The 22,495-nt window shown below is 35.8% G+C and carries 19 protein-coding genes and 1 pseudogene; 13 read left to right on the top strand and 7 right to left on the bottom strand.

Features of this window, described 5'->3' with window-relative positions; genetic code table 11:
- Nucleotides 1–93 precede the first annotated feature (93 nt).
- Both H602_RS0107825 and H602_RS0107820 read left to right on the top strand, forming a co-directional pair.
- Entirely contained in the window at nt 94–1,365 is a 1,272-nt protein-coding gene (locus H602_RS0107825) for an acetyl-CoA hydrolase/transferase family protein (RefSeq protein WP_157504976.1), read from the top strand.
- Between the two features lie 448 nt (nt 1,366–1,813).
- Complete coding sequence (locus H602_RS0107820) at nt 1,814–3,346, top strand: SulP family inorganic anion transporter (protein ID WP_026977514.1); 1,533 nt, start codon at nt 1,814–1,816, stop codon at nt 3,344–3,346.
- Nucleotide 3,347: 1 nt separating this feature from the next.
- Here H602_RS0107820 and H602_RS0107815 read toward each other — a convergent pair whose 3' ends face one another.
- Complete coding sequence (locus tag H602_RS0107815) at nt 3,348–3,680, bottom strand: four-helix bundle copper-binding protein (protein WP_026977513.1); 333 nt, start codon at nt 3,678–3,680, stop codon at nt 3,348–3,350.
- A gap of 213 nt (nt 3,681–3,893) precedes the next feature.
- Between H602_RS0107815 and H602_RS0107810 the strand changes: the two genes are divergently transcribed.
- Nucleotides 3,894–5,993: a glycoside hydrolase family 97 protein gene (locus H602_RS0107810; RefSeq protein WP_026977512.1), complete on the top strand. Its 2,100-nt coding sequence runs from the start codon at nt 3,894–3,896 to the stop codon at nt 5,991–5,993.
- Nucleotides 5,994–6,294: 301 nt separating this feature from the next.
- Here H602_RS0107810 and H602_RS0107805 read toward each other — a convergent pair whose 3' ends face one another.
- Complete coding sequence (locus H602_RS0107805) at nt 6,295–6,603, bottom strand: rhodanese-like domain-containing protein (protein ID WP_026977511.1); 309 nt, start codon at nt 6,601–6,603, stop codon at nt 6,295–6,297.
- A 154-nt stretch (nt 6,604–6,757) separates the two neighbouring features.
- Here H602_RS0107805 and H602_RS0107800 point away from each other — a divergent pair, with 154 nt between their 5' ends.
- The 7 genes from H602_RS0107800 (at nt 6,758) to H602_RS0107770 (ending at nt 14,311) form a co-directional block, all read left to right on the top strand.
- The gene (locus H602_RS0107800; RefSeq protein WP_026977510.1) at nt 6,758–7,213 is read left to right on the top strand and encodes a MarR family winged helix-turn-helix transcriptional regulator; all 456 of its coding nucleotides are present in this window, start codon (nt 6,758–6,760) and stop codon (nt 7,211–7,213) included.
- Between the two features lies 1 nt (nt 7,214).
- Nucleotides 7,215–7,850, top strand: coding sequence for an NAD(P)H-dependent oxidoreductase (locus H602_RS0107795; RefSeq protein ID WP_026977509.1), 636 nt, complete (start codon nt 7,215–7,217; stop codon nt 7,848–7,850).
- A 17-nt stretch (nt 7,851–7,867) separates the two neighbouring features.
- On the top strand, nt 7,868–8,437 hold the full coding sequence (locus H602_RS0107790; RefSeq protein ID WP_026977508.1) for a YceI family protein: 570 nt from the start codon (nt 7,868–7,870) through the stop codon (nt 8,435–8,437).
- A 951-nt stretch (nt 8,438–9,388) separates the two neighbouring features.
- Nucleotides 9,389–10,012: a TetR/AcrR family transcriptional regulator gene (locus H602_RS0107785; RefSeq protein WP_026977507.1), complete on the top strand. Its 624-nt coding sequence runs from the start codon at nt 9,389–9,391 to the stop codon at nt 10,010–10,012.
- A complete protein-coding gene (locus tag H602_RS19890) occupies nt 10,002–11,345 on the top strand; it encodes a TolC family protein (RefSeq protein ID WP_026977506.1) in 1,344 nt (447 codons plus the stop codon). Before H602_RS0107785 ends, H602_RS19890 begins: the two co-directional genes overlap by 11 nt.
- Nucleotides 11,346–11,351: 6 nt before the next feature.
- Nucleotides 11,352–12,431 (top strand): HlyD family secretion protein, encoded by a 1,080-nt coding sequence (locus H602_RS19885; RefSeq protein WP_026977505.1) that lies wholly within the window; start codon nt 11,352–11,354, stop codon nt 12,429–12,431.
- Between the two features lie 302 nt (nt 12,432–12,733).
- Entirely contained in the window at nt 12,734–14,311 is a 1,578-nt protein-coding gene (locus H602_RS0107770; protein ID WP_026977504.1) for an MDR family MFS transporter, read from the top strand.
- Nucleotides 14,312–14,425: 114 nt separating this feature from the next.
- Here the strand turns inward: H602_RS0107770 and yaaA are convergent, their stop codons facing one another.
- The 5 genes from yaaA to prfA all read right to left on the bottom strand — a co-directional run bounded on the left by yaaA (nt 14,426) and on the right by prfA (nt 19,640).
- Complete coding sequence (gene yaaA, locus H602_RS0107765) at nt 14,426–15,184, bottom strand: peroxide stress protein YaaA (RefSeq protein WP_026977503.1); 759 nt, start codon at nt 15,182–15,184, stop codon at nt 14,426–14,428.
- A gap of 148 nt (nt 15,185–15,332) precedes the next feature.
- The gene (locus H602_RS20090; protein WP_169516026.1) at nt 15,333–15,506 is read right to left on the bottom strand and encodes a hypothetical protein; all 174 of its coding nucleotides are present in this window, start codon (nt 15,504–15,506) and stop codon (nt 15,333–15,335) included.
- A 27-nt stretch (nt 15,507–15,533) separates the two neighbouring features.
- A complete protein-coding gene (gene hutH, locus H602_RS0107755; RefSeq protein WP_026977502.1) occupies nt 15,534–17,042 on the bottom strand; it encodes a histidine ammonia-lyase in 1,509 nt (502 codons plus the stop codon).
- Between the two features lie 473 nt (nt 17,043–17,515).
- Nucleotides 17,516–18,346 carry an orotidine-5'-phosphate decarboxylase gene (gene pyrF / locus H602_RS0107745; protein WP_026977501.1) on the bottom strand — a complete coding sequence of 277 codons (831 nt, stop codon included), beginning with the start codon at nt 18,344–18,346 and terminating at the stop codon, nt 17,516–17,518.
- Between the two features lie 217 nt (nt 18,347–18,563).
- Nucleotides 18,564–19,640 carry a peptide chain release factor 1 gene (gene prfA / locus H602_RS0107740; protein WP_026977500.1) on the bottom strand — a complete coding sequence of 359 codons (1,077 nt, stop codon included), beginning with the start codon at nt 19,638–19,640 and terminating at the stop codon, nt 18,564–18,566.
- Nucleotides 19,641–20,357: 717 nt separating this feature from the next.
- On the opposite strand from prfA, the gene H602_RS0107725 reads away from it, so the two are divergent.
- The 3 genes and pseudogenes from H602_RS0107725 (at nt 20,358) to H602_RS0107720 (ending at nt 22,450) form a co-directional block, all read left to right on the top strand.
- Nucleotides 20,358–20,897, top strand: a complete 540-nt coding sequence (locus H602_RS0107725) for an IS1096 element passenger TnpR family protein (RefSeq protein ID WP_026977497.1) — start codon at nt 20,358–20,360, stop codon at nt 20,895–20,897.
- A gap of 180 nt (nt 20,898–21,077) precedes the next feature.
- Nucleotides 21,078–21,347: pseudogene (locus H602_RS19615) on the top strand (four helix bundle protein); the annotation flags it as partial.
- Nucleotides 21,348–21,391: 44 nt separating this feature from the next.
- The gene (locus tag H602_RS0107720) at nt 21,392–22,450 is read left to right on the top strand and encodes a nucleoid-associated protein (RefSeq protein WP_026977496.1); all 1,059 of its coding nucleotides are present in this window, start codon (nt 21,392–21,394) and stop codon (nt 22,448–22,450) included.
- Nucleotides 22,451–22,495 lie beyond the last annotated feature (45 nt).

The raw sequence follows: 22,495 nt of genomic DNA, 5'->3' as shown, positions 1-22,495 counted from the left end.
CGCATCACACTATTGCCTAACTTTATAAAATTACAAATTGACAATTATCATAGAATTCATTTGCTAATAACTGTAATTTTGAAACAAAAAGTCATGATCAGATATGTAACCGCCGAAGAAGCTGTAAAAGTAGTTCAATCCAATAACCGCGTATACGTCCAAGCTGCTGCTGCAACACCTACTTTATTAACCAATGCGCTAACAGCTCGAGCTTCGGAATTGAGAAATGTAGAAATTTGCCACCTCCACACCGAAGGAGAAGCGCGATATGCCAACCCCGAATTTAGAGACAGTTTTCACGTCAATTCTTTTTTTATAGGAAAAAATGTGCGACACACCATTCAAAATGGAAACGGTTCTTATACACCGGTGTTTTTAAGTGAATTGCCCAACTTATTTCGTAAAAAAGCAGTTTTATTAGACGTTGTTTTTATCCACGTTTCCCCGCCGGATCAACACGGTTATTGCTCGTTAGGAACTTCTGTAGAAGCCACGGTTGCAGCAATGGAAAATGCTAAAATTGTAATTGCCCAAGTCAATAAGCAAATGCCACGAACCTTTGGCGACAGCCTGATCGCTGTTTCAAAAATTGATTATTTAGTGGAATGTAACCTGCCAATTTACGGCCACGGAACCGCAGAAATATCAGAAACCGAACAGAAAATTGGAACATTAGTCGCATCACTAATTGACGATCGAAGTACGTTGCAAATGGGCATTGGATCCATTCCAAACGCTGCATTGGCTAATCTAACCCATCACAAAGATTTAGGGTTGCATACCGAAATGTTTTCGGACGGTGTTATTGATTTGATTGAAAGTGGCGTCATCAATTGTAAATATAAAGGTGTAGTCAAAAACCGCGCTTTGGCTACATTTTTAATCGGTTCCCAACGTCTTTATGATTTTGTAAACAATAATCCTTTTGTAGAAATGCGCGAATCCAGTTTTGTAAACGATACCGCCGTCATTCGAAGAAACCCAAAAATGGTTGCCATAAATTCGGCTATTGAGGTGGATTTAACCGGACAAGTTTGTGCCGATTCTATTGGAGCAAAAATGTATTCGGGCGTGGGTGGTCAGATGGATTTTATTCGTGGCGCTTCCTTAAGTGACGGCGGAAAAGCAATTATCGCCTTACCCTCAATCACAAAATGCGGACAAAGCAGAATTGTCCCGTTTCTAAAACAAGGCGCGGGTGTGGTCACGACTCGTTCGCATGTTCAATACATCATTACTGAAAACGGAATCGCCGATTTATACGGAAAATCGTTGACACAAAGAGCAAAAGCGTTGATCGAAATTGCGCATCCGTCGTGTCAAGAAACAATTGACAAACAATTTTATGACATGCACAACTGCTAGGCATTTAACAATTATTAAAATTTGGGCGTGACCCCGATGAAAAAATCGGGGTCGGGCAGTCCACTCCCGCTTTTATTGCTTTCTACAAAGCAATAAAGAGCTCCGCTTCCGTCCCTCACGCAAAATAGCTTTGTTACCTAAACTCATTTTTTTTCAGCACCCATTAATTTCATATCGGTTTTGAAAAAACTCCAGAAGGGATCAACTTACCGTCAAGCTATGCAGCAAAGTGTAATGTATTTATTTCAATGCCTTGTTAGGTTTCCTATGTTTTGACTTGAAATAAAACCTTTTTCAACATAAAATAGAATGTTCGCCAATTTTTTCTACTTTTGCACCTGCTTAAAAGGAAACGGAAAAAACTTGTAATGCCTTAATTTCCAAACCTTAATTTTAATTTTACACTATATTTTTCAAATCTTCCAGTTTGAAAATACCAATTCTATTTATGAAACAAGTACTGAATCTATTTGATTTTTCTCAAAAAGTAAATTACAAAAACGAAATTCTAGCCGGCTTAACCGTTGCAATGACCATGATTCCAGAATCGTTATCATTTGCAATCTTGGCAGGATTTCCACCTCTAGTTGGATTATACGCTGCATTTATTGCTGGTTTAGTAACTGCTGTTTTTGGTGGAAGACCAGGAATGGTTTCTGGTGGAGCTGGTGCAACCGTAGTAGTAGTTATTGCTTTGATGAAATCCGATGGAATCGAATTTGTATTTGCAGCCGTGGCTTTGGCTGGAATTATTCAAATTTTAGTTGGATTATTTAAACTCGGGAAATTCATCCGACTCGTTCCACAACCCGTCATGTATGGTTTTGTAAACGGTTTGGCCGTCATTATATTCATGTCGCAACTTGATCAATTCAAAGCCGTTGTGAACGGAGAATCTACATGGTTACAAGGCGAAAGTCTGTACATTATGTTGGGATTGGTGGCTTTAACCATAGCCATCGTAGTACTACTTCCTAAAATCACAAAAGCTGTTCCGTCTTCATTGGTGGCCATAATCGTGGTTTTTGCATTGGTTTTGGTGTTTGGAATTGATACTAAAACGGTACAAGATATTGCTTCAGTAGAAGGTGGCTTCCCTCCTTTTCACATCCCAAACATTCCGTGGACTTTTGAAACCTTAAAACTCATTGCTCCTTATTCCTTAATATTTGCAGCCGTAGGTTTAACAGAAGGTCTCTTAACCTTAAATTTAGTGGACGAAATTACAGGAACACGCGGAAAAAGTAATAGAGAATGTATCGCTCAAGGAAGCTCAAATATACTGAATGGTTTTTTTAACGGAATGGGTGGTTGTCCGATGATTGCGCAAACTTTAGTTAATTTATCTGCAGGATCACGTGCACGACTTTCAGGAATAATAGCAGCATTTACCATCTTAATCATCATCCTTTTTGGCGCACCAATAATTGGAAAACTTCCAATGGCAGCTTTAGTTGGCGTTATGATTATGGTAGCAGTGGGAACGTTTGAATGGGCGAGTTTTAGAATTTTAAATAAGATGCCAAGACATGATATCTTCGTCATCATTTTAGTGGCTGTAATTACTATCGTCTTACACAATTTAGCGCTTGCGGTGTTAATTGGAGTTATTATTTCGGCATTAGTTTTTGCCTGGGAAAGTGCCAAAAGGATTCGTGCAAGAACGCATGTTGATGAAAATGGTGTAAAGCATTATGAAATTTACGGACCACTTTTCTTTGGTTCAACAATGAATTTTATGGATAAATTTGACATTGCTACAGACCCTTCAGAAATTATTATTGACTTTAAGGAAAGTCGTGTAAATGACATGTCGGCCATTGACGCATTGAATACTATCACTAAAAAGTATAATGACGCCGGAAAAACCGTACATCTCAAGCACTTAAGCAACGATTGTATTCAATTGCTAAAAAATGCCGAAGCGGTTATCGACGTCAATATTTTGAAAGATCCAAGTTATAAAGTAATGTCGGAATAAATTAAGCCGCCATTTGGTTGCATAATTCGGCACACTTTTTACAAGCTTCTGCACATTCTTGGCAGTGTTTCATATCATGTTGACTGCATTCTTGGTAGCATCTTTCGCACATCTCTGCACATAATTTGCAGAAATCTTTTGCTTTGTCACTACCTAGACTCATTAATTGTGCTGCAGCATAACAAACTGCAGCACATTCCATGTCGTTTTGGATGCATTTTGCCATCATCTTAATGTCGTCTTCAGTCAAACATTCAGACGCACAATGGTTGCAAAGTGCCGCACATTTTAAACATGCTTCTATACAAGATTGGTAATCGTGGTAATTTTTCATGTCGTTCAATTTTAAGTTCTCTCAAATTTAAAAATGTATTTGAGGAAAAGCATTACAGAATTTAAATTGATATTTATAAAAGTGTAGGGTACAAAATCTTCTACTACAACGTTGTAATGCGTTTTTTTGTTAGTAACAATCACTTTTAAATAAGGCTTCCCTTACGATATTTCTTAAATTTACGGACTTAAATATTTTTAATCTAAAACCAAAATGACAAAACTATTTACTTCGCTATTTTTACTTTTAGGACTACTTTCTATTAAAGCACAAACCTTACAGTCGCCGGATAAAAACCTATCGATGACCTTTAGTTTGACCGACAATGGAACGCCAGTTTACACGCTATCTTATAAGAATAAGTCTGTAATTAAAACCAGTAAACTAGGAATTGAAACTACTGATATCGCTTCATTTACAGAAGGTTTTTCCGTAAAAGATGCTGCAACAAGAAGTTTTAATGAAACTTGGCAACCCGTTTGGGGCGAACAGAAAAACATTCGAAATAACTACAATGAACTTGCGGTTACTATTGAACAAAAATCAATTGAAAATAGATTCATTGTCATTCGTTTCCGTTTATTCAATGATGGTTTGGGCTTTAGATATGAATTTCCAGCGGAAAGTAAGTTGAATTATTTCATCATTAAGGAAGAAAAAACGCAATTTGCATTAGCCGGAGATCACAAAGCGTTTTGGCTTCCAGGTGATTTTGACACCCAAGAATACAGCACTGTAACTTCCAAATTATCAGAAGTTAGAGGAAAAATGAAGGATGCTGTTACCCCAAATGCTTCGCAACAAACGTTTTCGCCTACAGGTTTGCAAACACCTTTAATGCTGAAGTCGGATAACGGTTTATACATCAATATTCATGAAGCAGCATTAGTTGATTATTCCTGTTTGAATTTGGAATTAGACGATAAAAACATGGTATTGAACGCGTTTTTAACGCCTGATGCTGTTGGCAATAAAGGATACATGCAAGCGCCAACCCAAACGCCTTGGCGAACAGTTGTAGTAAGTGATGATGCTCGCGACATATTGGCTTCCAAATTAATATTAAACTTAAACGAACCGACCAAATACGAAGACGTTTCTTGGATCAAACCTGTGAAATACATTGGCGTTTGGTGGGAATTAATCACTGGAAAAAGCAGTTGGGCTTACACGGATGTTCCTAGTGTAAAATTAGGCGAAACCGATTATACCAAAATGGAGCGGAATCCAAAACACGCCGCGAATACAGATCACGTAAAAAAGCACATTGATTTTGCTGCTGAACACGGTTTTGATGCCGTTTTAGTGGAAGGTTGGAATGAAGGTTGGGAAGATTGGTTTGGGAAATCGAAGGATTTTGTTTTTGATTTTGTAACGCCTTATCCCGATTTTGATGTGAAAGCCTTGCACGACTATGCGGCATCGAAAAATGTAAAAATGATGATGCACCACGAGACTTCAGGTTCTGTACGAAATTACGAAAGACACATGGATCAAGCGTATCAATTTATGGTGGACAACGGATATAATTCGGTGAAAAGTGGCTATGTAGGAGACATAATTCCGCGAGGTGAGTACCACAATGGCCAATGGATGAACGATCATTATTTATATGCCATCAAAAAAGCAGCTGAATATAAAATCATGGTTAATGCACATGAAGCAGTTCGACCGACGGGTTTGAGTAGAACGTACCCCAACTTAATTGGAAATGAGAGTGCTCGTGGAACCGAATATGAGGCTTTTGGAGGAAATAATGCAGATCATACCACTATTCTACCTTTCACGAGATTAATGGGTGGCCCGATGGATTATACGCCAGGAATTTTTCAAACACAAATTAATAAATACAATCCTGACAACAACTCTTTTGTTCATACCACTCTAGCGAAACAATTGGCACTTTATGTAACAATGTATTCTCCATTGCAAATGGCTGCTGATTTACCGGAAACTTATAACAAACATTTAGACGCCTTTCAATTCATCAAAGATGTGGCAATTGATTGGGATGAAAGCTACATTTTAGAAGCCGAACCTGGCGATTACATCACTATTGCACGGAAAGCGAAAGGGAAAAACGAATGGTTTGTGGGTGGAATTACAGACGAAAACAAACGAACAGCAACTGTAGATTTTAGTTTCTTACCAAAAGGAAAAACGTTTGAAGCTGTTATTTATGGAGATGGAAAAGATGCCGATTATATTACAAATCCGCAATCGTATGAAATTAAGAAAATGAAAGTCACTTCTAAAACAAAATTAAAACAGCCTATGGCAACAAGTGGTGGTTTTGCGATAAGTGTTAAATAAAAATTTGCTCACCAATCCTCTTCGAAACAAAAGGAATTTGGAAGAAATAAATGTTTGTTCATAGCACTTGAACAAATTAAAAAGGCTAACAATTTAAAAATTGTTAGCCTTTTTTTATGGAACTATTTTCGCATAACTAACAATAAGATTCACTAGCGTTTAAAGGAAGCCTTAAGATTGTAGACTAGCCCAGATTGCAGTGAAATCCTTTTTCTTCCGGGGTTCGGAAGAAAAAGATTGGAGCGGAAAGCTGGAAAATGGATGGAACCAATTCCCAAGCCATTCGCTCCCAAAAATAAAATTAGACGGTTTTCTCGCCTTCCCAGTTCATAAAACCACCCATTAAATTGTAGGCGTTTTCAATGCCTAGCTCGTTCATCATGGAGCAAGCTTGTGCACTTCTTCCGCCCGCTTTGCAGTACACATAGAAATTCTTGGAAGCATCCAACTCTTGTACAGCATAAACAAAGCCTTGACCCTTAAAAATATCAATATTGATGGCATTTGGGATGATTCCTTCGGCACATTCTTCGGGCGTTCTTACATCTAAAATTATAGCGTTTTTATCTTCGGCCAACTGACTGGCCCATTCTTGTTGCGTTAAATTCATGGTTTGATTTTTTTCAAAAATACAAAATCAATTAAAAGCGGCAATGGTTTGGAGGAAGGTTGATTAATAAATTTAACAAAACATTATTTAAAATTTGTATATACAACTAAAAACAAGTACTACATTTGTACCTACAAATTTTGTAATAGAAAATATGAAAATTGAGGAAGTTATAAAATCTAAATCGCCCCTACCATTAGCAAAGAAAACGTTGCTGAATATAATGTATACGCAGAATTGTACGGCAGAAGGATTTAATGAAGTATTGAAAAACTATGATTTATCTGCGGAGCAATTCAATGTTTTGCGCATATTGAAAGGTCAAAAAGGGAATCCAGCAAACATGTCTGTCATTCAAGAACGCATGGTAGCAAAAACGAGCAATACGACGCGATTGGTTGACAAGTTATTACTGAAAGAATTATGCACTAGGGAAGTTTGTCCGAACAACAGGAGAAAAATTGAAGTATCGCTGACTGAAAAAGGCGCTCAATTGCTTGAAAAAGTCAACCCTGAAGTGGAAGAATTTGAAACAAAATGGGTGGGACAGTTGAGTACTGAAGAGTTAGAAACGTTAAATGATTTATTAGAAAAATTAAGAATTCACTAAAATGGAACACACAATTATTGAAAACCTCAATTGGAGGTATGCCACCAAAAAATTTGACGCAACGAAAAAAATTGCGAAAGCTGATTTAGAAATTCTGAAAGAAGCAATTCGATTGAGTGCATCGGCTTACGGTTTGCAGCCATACCAAGTAATTTTGCTTGAAGATGAAGATTTGCGTGCACAGATAAAAGCGGTAGCATGGAATCAAGCGCAAGTTACAGAAGCATCAGACGTATTGATTTTTGCTAATATGACAGCTATTGGTTTAAAGGAAGTTGAAAGCTACATTGAAAATATGTCTTCTGTTAGAGCCATTCCAGCGGCAAATTTGAAAGGTTTTGCCGATATGATGAACAACGCTGTGACTACTTTAACACCAGAGGCAAAAGAAGTTTGGACCGCCAAGCAAACATATATTGCTTTAGGAACATTGCTTTCTGCAGCTGCTGAACTTAAAATTGATGCGACACCAATGGAAGGATTTGAGATGAATGCGGTCAATCAAATCTTGAATCTTACTGAAAAAGGACTTTCGGCAACATTAATAGTAACATTGGGCTACCGCGATGAAAACGATGCGAGCCAGTTTCTGAAAAAAGTAAGAAAACCAAACGAAGAATTATTTATTACACTATAACTTTAAAACAATTAACAATGAAGAATTTTAAGACTATTGCACTTGCCTTTGTAGCATTTACAGCAACAACATTAGCATCGGCTCAAACAAAAAAAATTGACACTTCAAAAAGTAATATTACTTGGGTAGGTAAAAAAGTAACCGGTTCGCACGAAGGTAACATCAAATTTAAGGAAGGTGCTCTTGAATTTAAGGGTACTAAATTAACTGGCGGGAACTTTGTTGTTAACATGGCAAGTATCGACGTTACGGATCTAAAATCAGGAGCGGGAAAAGAAAAACTAGAAGGCCATTTAAAATCAGAAGACTTTTTTGGTACGGAAAAGTTTCCAACAGGAACTTTAGTATTTACAAAAGTGGCTGCAAAGCAAAATGGAATGTATACAGTAACTGGAGATTTGACGTTGAAAGGAATTACTAAACCGGTAACTTTTGACATGGTTGTAAACGGATCAAAAGCAACAAGCGCGTTAGTTGTGGATCGTACTAAATATGACATCAAATATAATTCTGGAAGTTTTTTTGATAGTCTAGGAGACAAAGTCATTTATGACAATTTTGACTTAGCTGTGGAATTGACGTTCTAATTGAACTAAAAATCTAAAGAGAAAGTAGCACCTAATTTCAAGAAATTAGGTGCTTTTTTTTTGTATAATAATTGATAGAATTATAAATTATAGTAGTACAAAAAAACTAAAGCGCAGTCAAAATAATCATTGAAAAATAGGAAACAATAGCTATTGATAACTCTACAATTTAGATCCCTAAACACGTTCATTAGCTCCAATTAATTACAAGAAATACGAATGCTTTTCCAATGTAATTCCGTACTAATAAATGACTGATTTTTTGAAAAATAAAGCTACAAAAAATACTAAATATTAGAGTAACCTTTTTTTTGAATTTAGAAAAATGTAGTGACAAATGGTCAAGCAAAATTTTCAACTTTTCCGAATAAAATTCGAATTGCAACTACTTATTCCATCCTCTGAAACAGAATAAAAACACCAAACTAAATCGGTTAAAAATCACTAATTTTCATTGAGTTGAAATGTATAACAAATTAAAAAACTGGAATAAAAAATTACTTTTAAAATGAACCAAAAGTAGTATATTTGAAGAAACAATATGATTCTTCAAATCCTGCCAAACAGAATGTTTAATGAATTATCTCCTTAGATGTAGTGGTAAGAAGCTAAAGTACTGTACACTTTATTGTTCATACTATTTTGAATTTGATAAATAATTACTGATATACAGTTGTAATTGAATAAAATATATTATCAATAATTAACCAATAATTAAGTTTAATTAATCAACCTAAATATACTGATTTTTAATTTAATAAACTCATGCTATAAAATTTATCTATAGCAAAAATAACTCCAATCTTTAAGGAAATTTTGTAAATCAGTTCATAAAATCTGCAAATTCAACAAAAAATCATAATTGTTAAAATTAAGTTAAACGTAATTTAAACAAATGTTTAATTTAAACAATCGTTTAATTTTGTAACCACTTTTAAACGTAATTAATTAATGGATAATTTTAATGAAAAACAAGTCTGCATTTTGCAAGTGGCCGAACGGCTTTTTGCGGAAAAAGGCTTTGATGGAACTACCGTAAGAGACATCGCAAAAGCAGCTGAAATTAACATTGCAATGGTGTCTTATTATTTTGGTTCGAAAGAAAAAATGCTCGAAGCTTTGGTGTTATTTCGCACGGATGATTTATCGATTCAAATTGAAAACTTGAGCAAAGAACCACTCGCTCCTTTGCATAAAATCGGACGTTTAGTTGACCTCTATCTCACCCGAATTAATCAAAATAAAGACATCTATAAAATCATCCATTTTGAATTATCTTCTAAAAAAAGAGTGATGAATTTTGAGTCTTTTAATCAGGTCAAAAAACGAAATTCTGCCTTTTTGAAACAGATTATTTCAGAAGGTCAAATGCGCGGAATTTTCAATTCGGAGGTCAATATTGATTTACTAGTTCCTACTATTTTGGGCACCTTTTTTCACTTCCAAATGAACCGTCCTTACTATGAAGAGATCCTCAATTTGACCACCGACGAAGCCTTTGATACTTACGTCAAAACCGATTTAAAAAAACACATTCAACAAACCATTAAAGCGATATTACTTTATGAAATGTAAATCCCAATTGCTTTTTGTCTTTTCTATTTTAGGAATATTTTCGGCAAGAGGTCAAGAAAAAACAGTGCTATCTTTAAATGAAGCAGTCAAAATTGCTCTTTCAAAAAGTGACGAATCCAAATTAGCCGACACTAAAGTCAACACAAAATCATTCGAATTGCAATCCACTAAAATGAGTCAATATCCCGATTTGAAAATTTCTGGAAACTATTTTCGATTGACCAATGCGGATATTAATTTGATTTCGACTCAAGAAGCAGGTTCAAGTCCAGACGCTCCAACCACATCTTCTCCCAAAGTAAATCAGTTGATTTTAGGTCAAGCGAATTTGACTATGCCTCTATTTGCTGGATTTAAAATCCGCAATAGCATTATACGTTCTGAAAACAGTTACAATGCAGAAATGGCAAATTCAGCGTACACAAAAGAAAATGTGGCACTTCAAGTAATTGAGTATTACGCGAGTTTGTATAAAGCGCAAAAGTCTGTGGAACTGCTGAATGAAAATTTGGTAAGCAGCAATCAGCAAGTCAAGGATTTTGAAGCAATGGAGCAAAATGGTTTATTGGCACGAAATGATTTATTGAAAGCACAACTGCAGAGTTCGCAAATTGAATTGTCTTTGGCGGAAGCCCAAAAGAACGTGAAATTGATTAACAACAAATTAATTACACTTTTAAAATTAGATGCAAAAACAGTTATCACAGTAAGTCCAGAAAACGTTGACGCCAACTTATTCAATTTTAAAACTGCATCAAAAGATGAAGCGTTAACCAACAGAAAGGACTTGGAATCCTTGCATTACCAACAAAAAGCGATTGAAGCAGGTATAAAAGTGGCGCAAAGCGATTATTATCCAGCTGTAAGTTTGGTGGGTGGTTACACGGCTTTGGACTTACAAAATGTGGTTCGTGTAGAAAACGCAATGAATTTTGGCGTAGGCCTTTCATTTGACTTAAGTGCTATTTTTAAAAATTCCAAACAAGTGAAAGCGGCTAAAAGTCGTTATGAAGAAACGCAATTTCAGGAAGCTGCTTTGACAGACCATATCAAAACAGAGATTGTGGAAGCGGAAGAAAATTATGCTTTAGCCATCAAACAAGACCAATTATACAAACAATCGGTAATTCAAACTATTGAAAATTACAGGATTGTAAAAGACAAATATGATAATGGATTGGTGGATACGAATGATTTATTAGAAGCCAATTTGCAAGATTTAACAGCTCAAATCAATCAGGCTTACGCAAAAGCAAATGTAGTTTTGAAATACTACGAATTATTAAACGCGACAGGACAACTTACAAACTCATTTAATACCACAAACAACTAAAATACGATGGAAAAGAAAAAAACAAACAAGAAATTTATATTCATTTTCGGTGCTTTAATTCTACTTGGTGGTACGTACGGTGTAGTGAAATACATGCATTCCTTGGCACACGAAGAAACGGATGACGCTCAAATTGAGAAAAACATGAACCCCATTATTCCTAGAGTGGGCGGCTATATTACTAAAGTGTATGTACAAGACAATCAGGAAGTAAAAAAAGGAGACACTTTATTTACGATTGACAATAAAGATTACATTGTAAAATTGGCGGATGCAAAAGCGGCTTTGGTTGCAGCAGAAGCGACTTATGCAGCTTCAAAAGCAGATATTGGAAGCTCACAAGCGAATATTTCGGTTTCGGATGCGAATTTTAAATCGACATCTGGAACAATTGAAAGTGCAAAGATTAGATTGAATTTGGCTAAAAACGATTTTGAGCGTTACAGTAATCTGTACAAAAATCGTTCGATTACCAAGCAACAGTTTGAACAAGCTGAAGCTAAAAAACTAGAAGCGGAAAGTCAGTTGCAGGTTTTACAACAGCAACAAAAAGCGAGTCAGTATCAAAAATCATTTGTGGCGGCAAAATCTAATGTTTCTGGAAAACAGACTGAAGTTGCCGAAGCAAATATCAATCGTGCTAAAGCGGCTTTAGATGCAGCTGAATTGAACATGAGTTATACGGCAGTTACGGCTTCTATAGATGGACAAGTTTCAAAAATCAATGCGCAACCGGGACAGTTTGTGCAACCGGGACAATCTTTGTTTTACTTGATTAATAACCGCGAAGTTTGGGTGATTGCAAATTTCAAAGAAACGCAATTGAGCAAAATGGTTGTTGGACAAAAAGTAACTTTAAAGGTAGACGCTTATCCAGATACGGAATTTGAAGGTGTTGTTTCTTCTTTTTCTCCTGCAACGGGTTCACGATTTTCGATTTTGCCTCCTGATAATGCTACTGGAAATTTTGTAAAAACCATCCAGCGTTTGCCTGTAAAAATTACGATTGACGAAAATAATGATGCTGATAAAGTGAAAAATTTACGTCCGGGAATGAATGTGGATGTAGATGTGCATGTGAAGTAACAATTTTTGACTTGGGATTTTTGATTTAGGATTTGAGATGAAGTTTGACCACAAATTGCACAAATTTTCACAGATTAGGAGTTTGAAAACTTTGAGTTTTGAGTTTTGAGTTTTGCAAAAGAGAAGTTGTTTTTTCCTTACTTCTTTTGCGTGAGGGATGGCAGCGGAGCTCTTTTTTATTCCGATTTTTCATCGGAATAAAAAAAGCGGGAGTGTACAGCCCGACCCCTTTTCGGGGTCACGCCCAAATGTTACTTATCAGCATAAAAAAATAGATTTTATAAATTTATAAAATACAGAAAATGGTTCAAGAAGATGATTTAGTTGAGTACGGTTTTAGACGTGTAATTATTACAATTACGGCTGTGATGTGTGCTCTGCTTGAAATCGTGGATACAACTATCGTGAATGTGGCGCTGACGGATATGCGTGGAAGTCTTGGCGCGACGCTGACCGATGTGGCGTGGGTAATTACGGCGTATGCGATTGCAAATGTGATTGTGATTCCGATGACGAGCTGGCTTTCGCAGCAATTTGGGCGTAAAAACTACTTTGCAGCTTCGATTATTTTATTTACGGTTTCGTCCTTTTTGTGTGGAAACGCTGATAATATTTGGGAATTAGTCGCTTTCCGATTCATTCAAGGTTTAGGTGGTGGTGCATTATTAGTAACCGCTCAAACGATTATTACCGAAAGTTATCCGAAGGCAAAACGAGGAATGGCTCAAGCGATTTACGGAATGGGTGTGATTGTGGGACCCACTTTAGGGCCGCCTTTGGGAGGTTATTTAGTGGATAATTTTTCGTGGCCTTACATTTTTTACATCAATATTCCGCTTGGAATTATCGCGACTTTCTTGACAATTACTTTTGTTAAAAGTCCGAAATATGGTGAGAAACTGAAAGCCAATCAAGTGGATTGGTGGGGAATTGTGTTTCTGGCGTCGTTTATTGGTTCGTTACAATTTGTTTTGGAACACGGTCAACAAGACGACTGGTTTAACGATAATCTCATTGTGTTTTTAAGTGCCGTAAGTGTGTTTGGTTTATTGGCATTTATTTGGCGGGAATCGACTTATAAATATCCTATAGTAAACTTAAGCGTGTTGAAGGATTCCAACTTGCGTATTGGAACAATTATGACATTTATTTTGGGATTTGGATTATACGGTTCGACGTTGATTATTCCGATCTATACACAATCGGTTTTGGGTTGGACGGCAACTGATGCGGGATTATTGTTGATTCCAGGGTCGATTACTACAGCTTTTATGATGCCGATTATTGGTAAATTAATTCAGAGAGGTGTGCCGCAAGGTTATATGGTTGCTGTAGGATTTTTTGTATTTTTCTTGTTTACATTTTGGATGCGAAATATAATTACTCCGGATACAGGTGCTGAACACATGTTTTGGCCTTTGATACTTCGCGGAGTTGGTTTGGGATTGTTATTTGTACCCATTACCACTTTATCACTTTCTACTTTGAATGGTAAAAACATTGGCGAAGGTGCAGCTTTTACGGGAATGATGCGTCAACTGGGAGGTTCGTTTGGTATTGCTTTGATTACAACTTTCATCACCCGTTTTTCGCAGGAACATCGGGTGAATTTGATTGCACATTTAGATATTACAAAAGTGGAATTGCAAACAAGAATTCAACAATTGCAAGCGGGATTTATGTCTAAAGGTTTTACTCCCAATGAAGCATTGGCGAAAGCGTATCAAGTTTTAGATTTTACCGTGACCAAACAAAGTACCGTGATGTCGTATATGGATATTTTTATGTATTTGGGGATTATGTTTTTGCTTTGTATTCCGATTATCTTTTTTATTAAGAAAAGTAAGAATATCGTTAATCCTGCGGATGCAATGCATTAGTATTGAGGATTTTAGATTTAGGATTTATATATTGAAAGATTGAAGGATTGAAGGATTGAGAGATTGAGAGATTAAAAGGAAAAAGGATTTAAGTCTGAACTTAAATCCTTTTTTTTATCGTGTAAAAACTAAATTTTCTCCTTTCGAAAGATTTCCATCCAGTTTGTAACCTTCGTAATCAAAACCTTTTAAATCATCAACGGTTTTCGCATCAGTATCTAAAATATAGCGAACCATCAATCCCCTCGCCTTCTTGGCATAAAAACTAATGATTTTTAGTTTTCCGTCTTTATAATCTTTGAAATCGGGTGTTACAATTGTTGCTTTTAATTTTTTGAAATCAATTGCCGAAGCGTATTCTTTACTTGCCAAATTAATCAGTAACTCGCCCTCTTTCATTTCTTTATTTAGACTTTCAGTCAATGTTGGTTTCCAAAAATCATAGAGGTTTTTGTAATCTTCAAAATGCAACGAAGTTCCCATTTCCAATCGATACGGTTGCACCAAGTCTAATGGTTTTAAGTAACCGTACAATCCTGATAAAATCCGAAGTTGGTCTTGTAATTTGTCCAGTTTATCAACAGGAATAGTATAAGCGTCAATTCCATGATAAACATCGCCATTGAAAGCGTAAATAGCGGGACGTGCATTTTCTGGTGTGAAAGGTGTTTTAAATTCTTTATTTCGTTTCCAATTTAAATCCGCTAACTTATCCGAAATATGCATTAATTCCGAAAGGTCTTTTGGCGATTTCTCTTTAATAACTTTATTTAAAATCCGTGTTTGCTTCATAAAATCACTTAAAGTAAAACGGTCCGTTGGTAAAGCGGTTTCATAATCAAGAGATTTTGCTGGAGATATAATTATTTTCATACGATTGTCTTTTTCGGATTAAAAGTAAACATTTAGCTCTTAAAAAATGTTTTGGTTCAACAGAATATTCTTATAAAGCAATAGTTGTTGACAATGAAAAAAAAATCCTGATTCGTAAATCAGGATTTAAAATTATATTCGCAGAGTATTATACTAATTTAAAATACTTTTCTTCGCCAAAAAATATTCGCCCGAGTTTATCTTTTATCGCAATAACAATCCCTCGAAATGGGTTGACTTCAACATCAATTACTTCACCTTGAATCCAAGAATCCAAACCAGTTAACTTTGGGTCAACTAAGGCTTTATCTCCTTCTTTCATAGTGTTATTTTTTACAAAGTTATTAAATTAATCAAACAATTCCGCTTCAATCTGAAAACTATCTAAAAACGCAATCGTCTTCATAATCTCGTAATGCAAAATTCTATCTTCAGAAACGTACGGCACTTCTTCGCGGTAGCTTTTCAGGAACATTTCTATAAAATCACTTGATTTCAACGGACTTCTAAACGCTATAGCTTGTGACGCATTCATTAATTCGATGGCCAAAATACGTTCGATATTGTCTACAATTCGCAAGACTTTCGTCGCTGCATTCGCACCCATACTCACGTGGTCTTCTTGTCCGTTTGACGAAACAATACTGTCAATACTCGCTGGAGTTGCTAATTGTTTGTTTTGACTGGCGATACTTGCAGCCGTATATTGCGGAATCATAAATCCAGAATTTAAACCCGGATTATCGACTAAAAATGCAGGTAAACCGCGTAATCCTGAAATCAGTTGGTAGGTTCTTCTTTCAGAAATACTTCCCAATTCAGATAAAGCAATTGCTAAGAAATCTAAGGCTAATGCCAAAGGTTGACCGTGGAAGTTACCTCCAGATATGATTTGGTCGCTTTCGATAAAAATATTTGGGTTGTCTGTAACAGAATTGATTTCGGTTTTAAAAACACGTTTCACATAATCAATCGCATCTTTGGAAGCACCGTGCACTTGCGGCATGCATCGAAACGAATACGGGTCTTGAACGTGTTGCTTTTCTTGGTCGATAATTTCGCTTCCTTCCAAAAATCCGTTGACACGTTGAGCGGTTATAATTTGTCCTTTGTGAGGTCGGATAAAGTGAATTAATTCATTAAAAGGTTCTTTTCTTCCGTCAAAACCTTCTAGGGAAATGGTTCCAATTAAATCTGCTAAATACGAATATTTACATGATTTTATCAAAACATAAACTCCGTAAGCACTCATGAATTGGGTTCCATTCAATAAAGCCAAACCTTCTTTAGATTGCAAAACTAATGGCGACCAGCCAAATTGTGCTAAAACTTCTTTCGACGCTACTTTCTTACCTTCAAAATACACTTCACCTTCACCCAAAAGAGGTAATGATAAATGAGCCAATGGAGCTAAATCGCCCGAAGCACCAAGTGAACCTTGGGTATAAATTACCGGAAGAATATCATTGTTGTAAAAGTCAATCAAACGTTCTGCTGTTGCTAACTGTACGCCTGAATTTCCGTAACTCAAGGATTGAATTTTAAGCAATAACATGATTTTTACAATGTCCTGCGGTACTTCATCTCCCGTACCACACGCATGCGATTTCACTAAGTTTTCCTGCAGTTGCGAAAGGTTTTCGTTTGATATTTTAATATTACATAAAGATCCAAAACCAGTATTAATCCCATAAATTGGCGCTTCATGAGATACCATTTTTTGATCTAAATAATCACGGCATTTCTGAATATTGACCTTGGCTTCTTCTGATAATGCCAATTGTTTATTTTCAATAATGATGTGGTGAATTTCTTCAATCGTTAACGTACTTGAACTTATATAATGTGTGGTTTCCATTGGTTTAATTTAGTTTGCCAAAATTCAACAAACAATAGTTAAAAAGCAAAGTTTGTAGGTTGTATTTACTAACATTAACGTAAAACGCATACGCCTTAGGTTCTATCAATTATTTACAATCAGAACCGTTTCTTGCTTCATTTTCAACGATTCTTCTCTCGCCTTTTCGGTAAAATTAGTTCCGTTTGAAGTATAGATAATTTCGCGTGAAGAATTAATGAAGAAAACTATTTAACCACAAATTATCACAAATTCCTTCGAAATAATTATTTGAATTTTAGATCGATTTAAGTTTATTTTCTAAAATTAATTTCAGTTCCTGCCTCATACTTAATGCTTCTTCCATAGCCTTTGCGGCAAAATCAGTTCTTTTCACAGCATAGATAATTCCGTGAGAAGAATTAATAGAGATAGTAATTTTACCACAAATTTCACAAGTCATCACAAATTTCTTCGAAATAATTATTTGAATTTTAGATCGATTTAAGTTTATTTTCTAGAATTAATTTCATTTCCTGTTGCATTTTTAACGCTTCTTCCCTCGCCTTTTCGGCAAAATCCATTCCGTTTGAAGCATAGATAATTCCGCGAGAGGAGTTAATTAGCAAACCTACATTTGTATTCATACCATATTTACAAACTTCCGATAAGCTTCCGCCTTGAGCTCCAACTCCGGGAACCAGTAGAAAACTGTCTGGAACTATTTTTCTAATTTCTGTAAAATATTCTGCTTTGGTAGCACCAACAACGTACATTAAGTTCTCGCTGTTTTTCCAGTTTTTGGATGTCTCCAAAACGTGTTGATATACAGGTTTCTCATCCACTGTTAAGGTTTGAAAATCAAAAGCACCTTGATTAGAGGTCAAAGCCAAAAGAATCGTATGTTTATTTTCGAATGCCAAAAATGGCTCTACCGAATCTTTCCCCATATAAGGAGCGACTGTTACCGAGTCAAAATTCAAGTCTTCCAAAAATGCTTTGGCATACATCGTAGACGTATTTCCAATATCGCCTCGTTTTGCATCTGCAATCGTGAATATTTCAGGATGATTTTTATTAATGTATTCAATTGTTTTTCGCAAAGATTGCCACCCTTTAATTCCGTATGCTTCATAAAAGGCCGTATTGGGTTTATAGGAAACTGCCAAATCATGCGTGGCGTCAATAATAGCTTTATTAAATTCGAAAATTGGGTCTTCGGTTTCTAATAAATGGGACGGAATCTTAGTTAAATCGACGTCTAAACCAATGCAAAGAAAGGATTTCTTCTGCCTGATTTGCTCTATTAATTGTTGTGTAGTCATTGTAGTTGTGTTTAGGCAAAGGTCGTGAAAACATTTTCAATGGCAAATCTAATATATACCAGAATTTCGATATTATTCATAAATTATAAATTCATCAAATATTTAAAACGTGCTTTTTATCCAATTTGGTAATTTTAAATTCTTTCCAAAAAAAAACACCGAACAATGTCCAGTGTTTTATTTTAAGTCACAAATCTTACTGCGTAAATCTTAAATTTTAGAAAACTTCACTCGCCTCTTTCAATTTCTCCATATTATTAACCAACTGCAATTCGTCAATTAATTTTTGAATCTTACCGTTCATCACACCATCCATGTCAAAAATATCCATTCCAATTCGGTGATCCGTTACACGACCTTGCGAATAGTTGTAGGTTCTAATCTTTGCAGAACGGTCTCCCGAACTTACTTGAGACGTACGTTTTGTAGCATCTTCGGCTTGTTTCTTGGCTAATTCCTGTTCGTATAAACGGGAACGCAAAACGCCAAATGCTTTATCTTTATTTTTGTGTTGCGATTTTTGATCCTGACATTGCGCTACCAATCCTGTTGGAATGTGCGTCAATCTTACCGCCGACTTTGTCGTATTTACCGATTGTCCACCAGGTCCTGACGAACAAAAGAAATCCACACGAACATCATTCATGTCAATTTGCACATCAAACTCTTCCGCTTCTGGCAAAACCATAACTGTTGCTGCAGAGGTATGAACCCTACCTTGTGTTTCCGTTTGAGGAACACGTTGCACACGATGCACACCTGCTTCAAACTTCAAAGTTCCGTAAACATCCTCACCTGATACTTCAAAAATCACCTCTTTAAATCCGCCCGAAGTTCCTTCGTTCATATCTACCACAGATGTTCTCCAACCTTTACTTTCGCAATATTTGGTGTACATACGGAATAAATCACCCGCAAAAATACTTGCTTCGTCTCCACCCGTTCCGGCACGAACCTCCACCATAACGTTTTTCGCGTCTTCGGCATCTTTAGGAATCAACATAAATTTAATTTCCTCTTCCAGTTCCGGAATGCGGCCTTTTGCTTCGTCAAGTTGCATTTTGGCCATTTCGGTCATATCTGCATCACTACCGTCGGCAATAATTTCGTTTGCCTCATCAATGTTTGCCATTAATAAAACGTATTCGTCACGCTTTTCAGCCAAGGCTTTTAAATCCTTGTATTCTTTATTTAATTGTACATAGCGCTTCTGATCTGAGATGACTTCCGGCTGAATAATCAAATCCGAAATCTCGTCAAAACGCTGCTTTACTATCTGAAGTCTATCTAACATAGTTCAATTCCTTTATTTTGGAGTGCAAATTTACGAAAAAATAATTTACTTTCTAAAAAGTTGTTAATCTGTAATTTGTTTCGCTTTTTTAGGAGCTTAATCCAGCCATCCACTTTATCTTTTCTGCCGAAACCATCGGCAGAAAAGGATGCCGCTGCTGTCTGGGCTAGGAATTTTAGGATTTTCTGAAATTTTAGCAGAAATTCAAAATCTGGTTTCTCAACTCCGACAGCGTTTGAAACGCTGTCGGAATTGATTAAATTAAAATATTTTTTAAATTTTTGGGCTAAAACCCAAGGCAATTGAGTCAACAATTACATTACAAATAACTGCCTCAATCATCTTTTACTTTAATCAAAATAAGATTTTATCAATACAACTTACAGTTCTGCATCTTGCCTCAGTTGCCTTTGGCTTTAGCCAAAGGAATTATAAATAAATGCAAGAAGATTCCTAGCCCCGATCGGTGGGAAGATCCTCCCGATTTCATTGCGAAGTACAAAGCAATCTGCGGGAAATCTGGAAGGAGAGCGGGAATATGGAAAAGATTGCCTCGAAACTCGCAATGGACAGCCCAAGCCATTTGCTCCAAATACTAAAAATGAATGTCAACACTTGAAAACCTTGATGCCAAATAAAAACACAATTGTTGATTACTTTTTTAATGAATACAAAATATAAATTTTACCTTTGACCCCTCAATACTATTTACAAGTTATGATATATAAATTTAGAGTAATCCTTGATACAGAAGAGGATATTTTTAGAGATATTGCGATTCAAGAGGACGATACGTTGGAGGATTTTCACAATGCTATTTTCAATGCCTTTGGTTTTGATGGGATGGAAGTGGCTTCGTTTTATACGTGTGATGAAACTTGGAATCAGGAAGATGAAATTTCGCTTTTTGATGGTGGAGACATTCCGGGCGAACAGAAAATCATGTCTGATTACGTGCTTTCTGATTTGCTTGACAAACAGAATACAAAGATTATTTACGTTTATGACTTCATATCCATGTGGACTTTCCTTGTAGAACTTGCCTCTGTTGAAGAGCCTCAAGTGGGCGAATCCTATCCAGCTTTATTGTTTTCACACGGCGAAATGCCTGATGAAGCGGGCGAAAAAATGTTTGAAGCAGATGAAGCAAATAATCCTTACTCCGATTATGATGATGATTATGACGAAGATGATTTAGACCAACTGGACGGTGGCGATAATTTTGAGGATTATGGTTTTGAGGAGAACTGGAATTAATCTGAGTTACTGAGCGTCTAAGATATTGAGGCACTGAGTGAAATTCAATAAAGTTTCATTAGTTTTGAGTTCAACTTAAAATTAGAAATTATAGGACCTTTTAGAGATTTGCTTATTTGGCAAAAGTCAATGGCTTTGGTAACAAAAACCTATGAATTTACAAGATAATTTCCCCAAGAAGAGATATTTAGGCTAACTTCTCAAATTAGAAGATGCGCTGTCTCAGTTCCTAGTAACATTGCTGAAGGATATGGAAGACAAGGTAACAATGAATTTTCGAGATTTCTCACTATTTTCATAAGTTCATTATTTGGATTTCAAACACAAATTGAAATATCAAAGAATGTGCGTTATTTAACCGAAAAAGAATTTAATAACTTATATCAAGATAGCCGAGAGCTTGAAGCTATGATCGTATCTTTTGCTAAAAAAGTAAGCAAAGATTTGTAGGACTTAGCCACTTGTTTTCTCAGCTACTCAGCCACAAAAAAAATATGATAAACCTATTCAATACCCACATCGAATCTTTATCGATTCACCGCGTTGGAAATAAAAGCCGAAATGAAGAAATCTTTTTATCGGAACAAACCTTTAATTTAAGTGACGAAATTGTTCCTTTAATTAAGGAGTACTTTTTTAAACCTTTTAGAGACAAGGAGGAAAATTATTTTCAGTTTGCTCATGAAGTTGATTTGGATTACAACGACATGTATATGTTTGCCAGCGAAATTTTTGACAACCCGAGTTCAGTACACGCGGTTTCAAAAAAAATAACGCAACATTTATTTGAACAAAGCAATCATCCACACATTAAGAATGGTGAAGTTTATGTAACGCATTTGACCAATATCAATATTGACAACAATGTGGTAGATGCTATTGGTATCTTTAAAAGTGAGTTGCAAGCTGATTTCTTGCAGTTTGAAGATAAAGGAACGCACTTGGAAATGATTTTGCAACACGGTATCAACTTAAGCAAGTTGGATAAAGGTTGTATTATTTTCAATTATAAAAAAGAAGAAGGGTACAAAATTTTAACCGTTGACAGTAACCGTTACGACGCTCGATACTGGTTGGAGCATTTTTTAAATGTGGATGCGTTTCAAGATGAAAATTTCATTACTAAGAAATACTTGAAATTCTGTCAAGATTTTGCAAAAGACGTGGTTCTTCCTGCCGAAGACAAGAAGGAAGAGGTGATGTTTATGAACCGTTCTGTAAATTATTTTGCTAAGAATGATGAGTTTGAAGAAACCAACTTCTTGAACGAAGTTTTAGACAATCCAGACTTGATTCCTGAATTTAAGAATTATAAGGTAGATAAGGGGGAGAAATACAGCATTGAAGATGTGACTAATTTTCCAATTGCAAATGCAGCCGTTTCTGACGCACGAAGAAAGATGAAAAACGTAATTAATTTGGATACCAATATTCAAATTAAATTGGATTTCATCAACCCGGAAAGTGCAGAAAAATATGTAGAAAAAGGTTGGGACGAGGAAAAGCAAATGTATTACTACCTTGTTTATTTCAATAAAGAACAGAAAAGCTAAACTATATGTTTTATTAATCCTCAATTTTAAATTGGGGATTTTTTT

Source organism: Flavobacterium tegetincola DSM 22377 (assembly GCF_000425485.1).
Classification (GTDB): domain Bacteria; phylum Bacteroidota; class Bacteroidia; order Flavobacteriales; family Flavobacteriaceae; genus Flavobacterium; species Flavobacterium tegetincola.
This window is presented reverse-complemented; position numbering and strand designations above follow the sequence as displayed.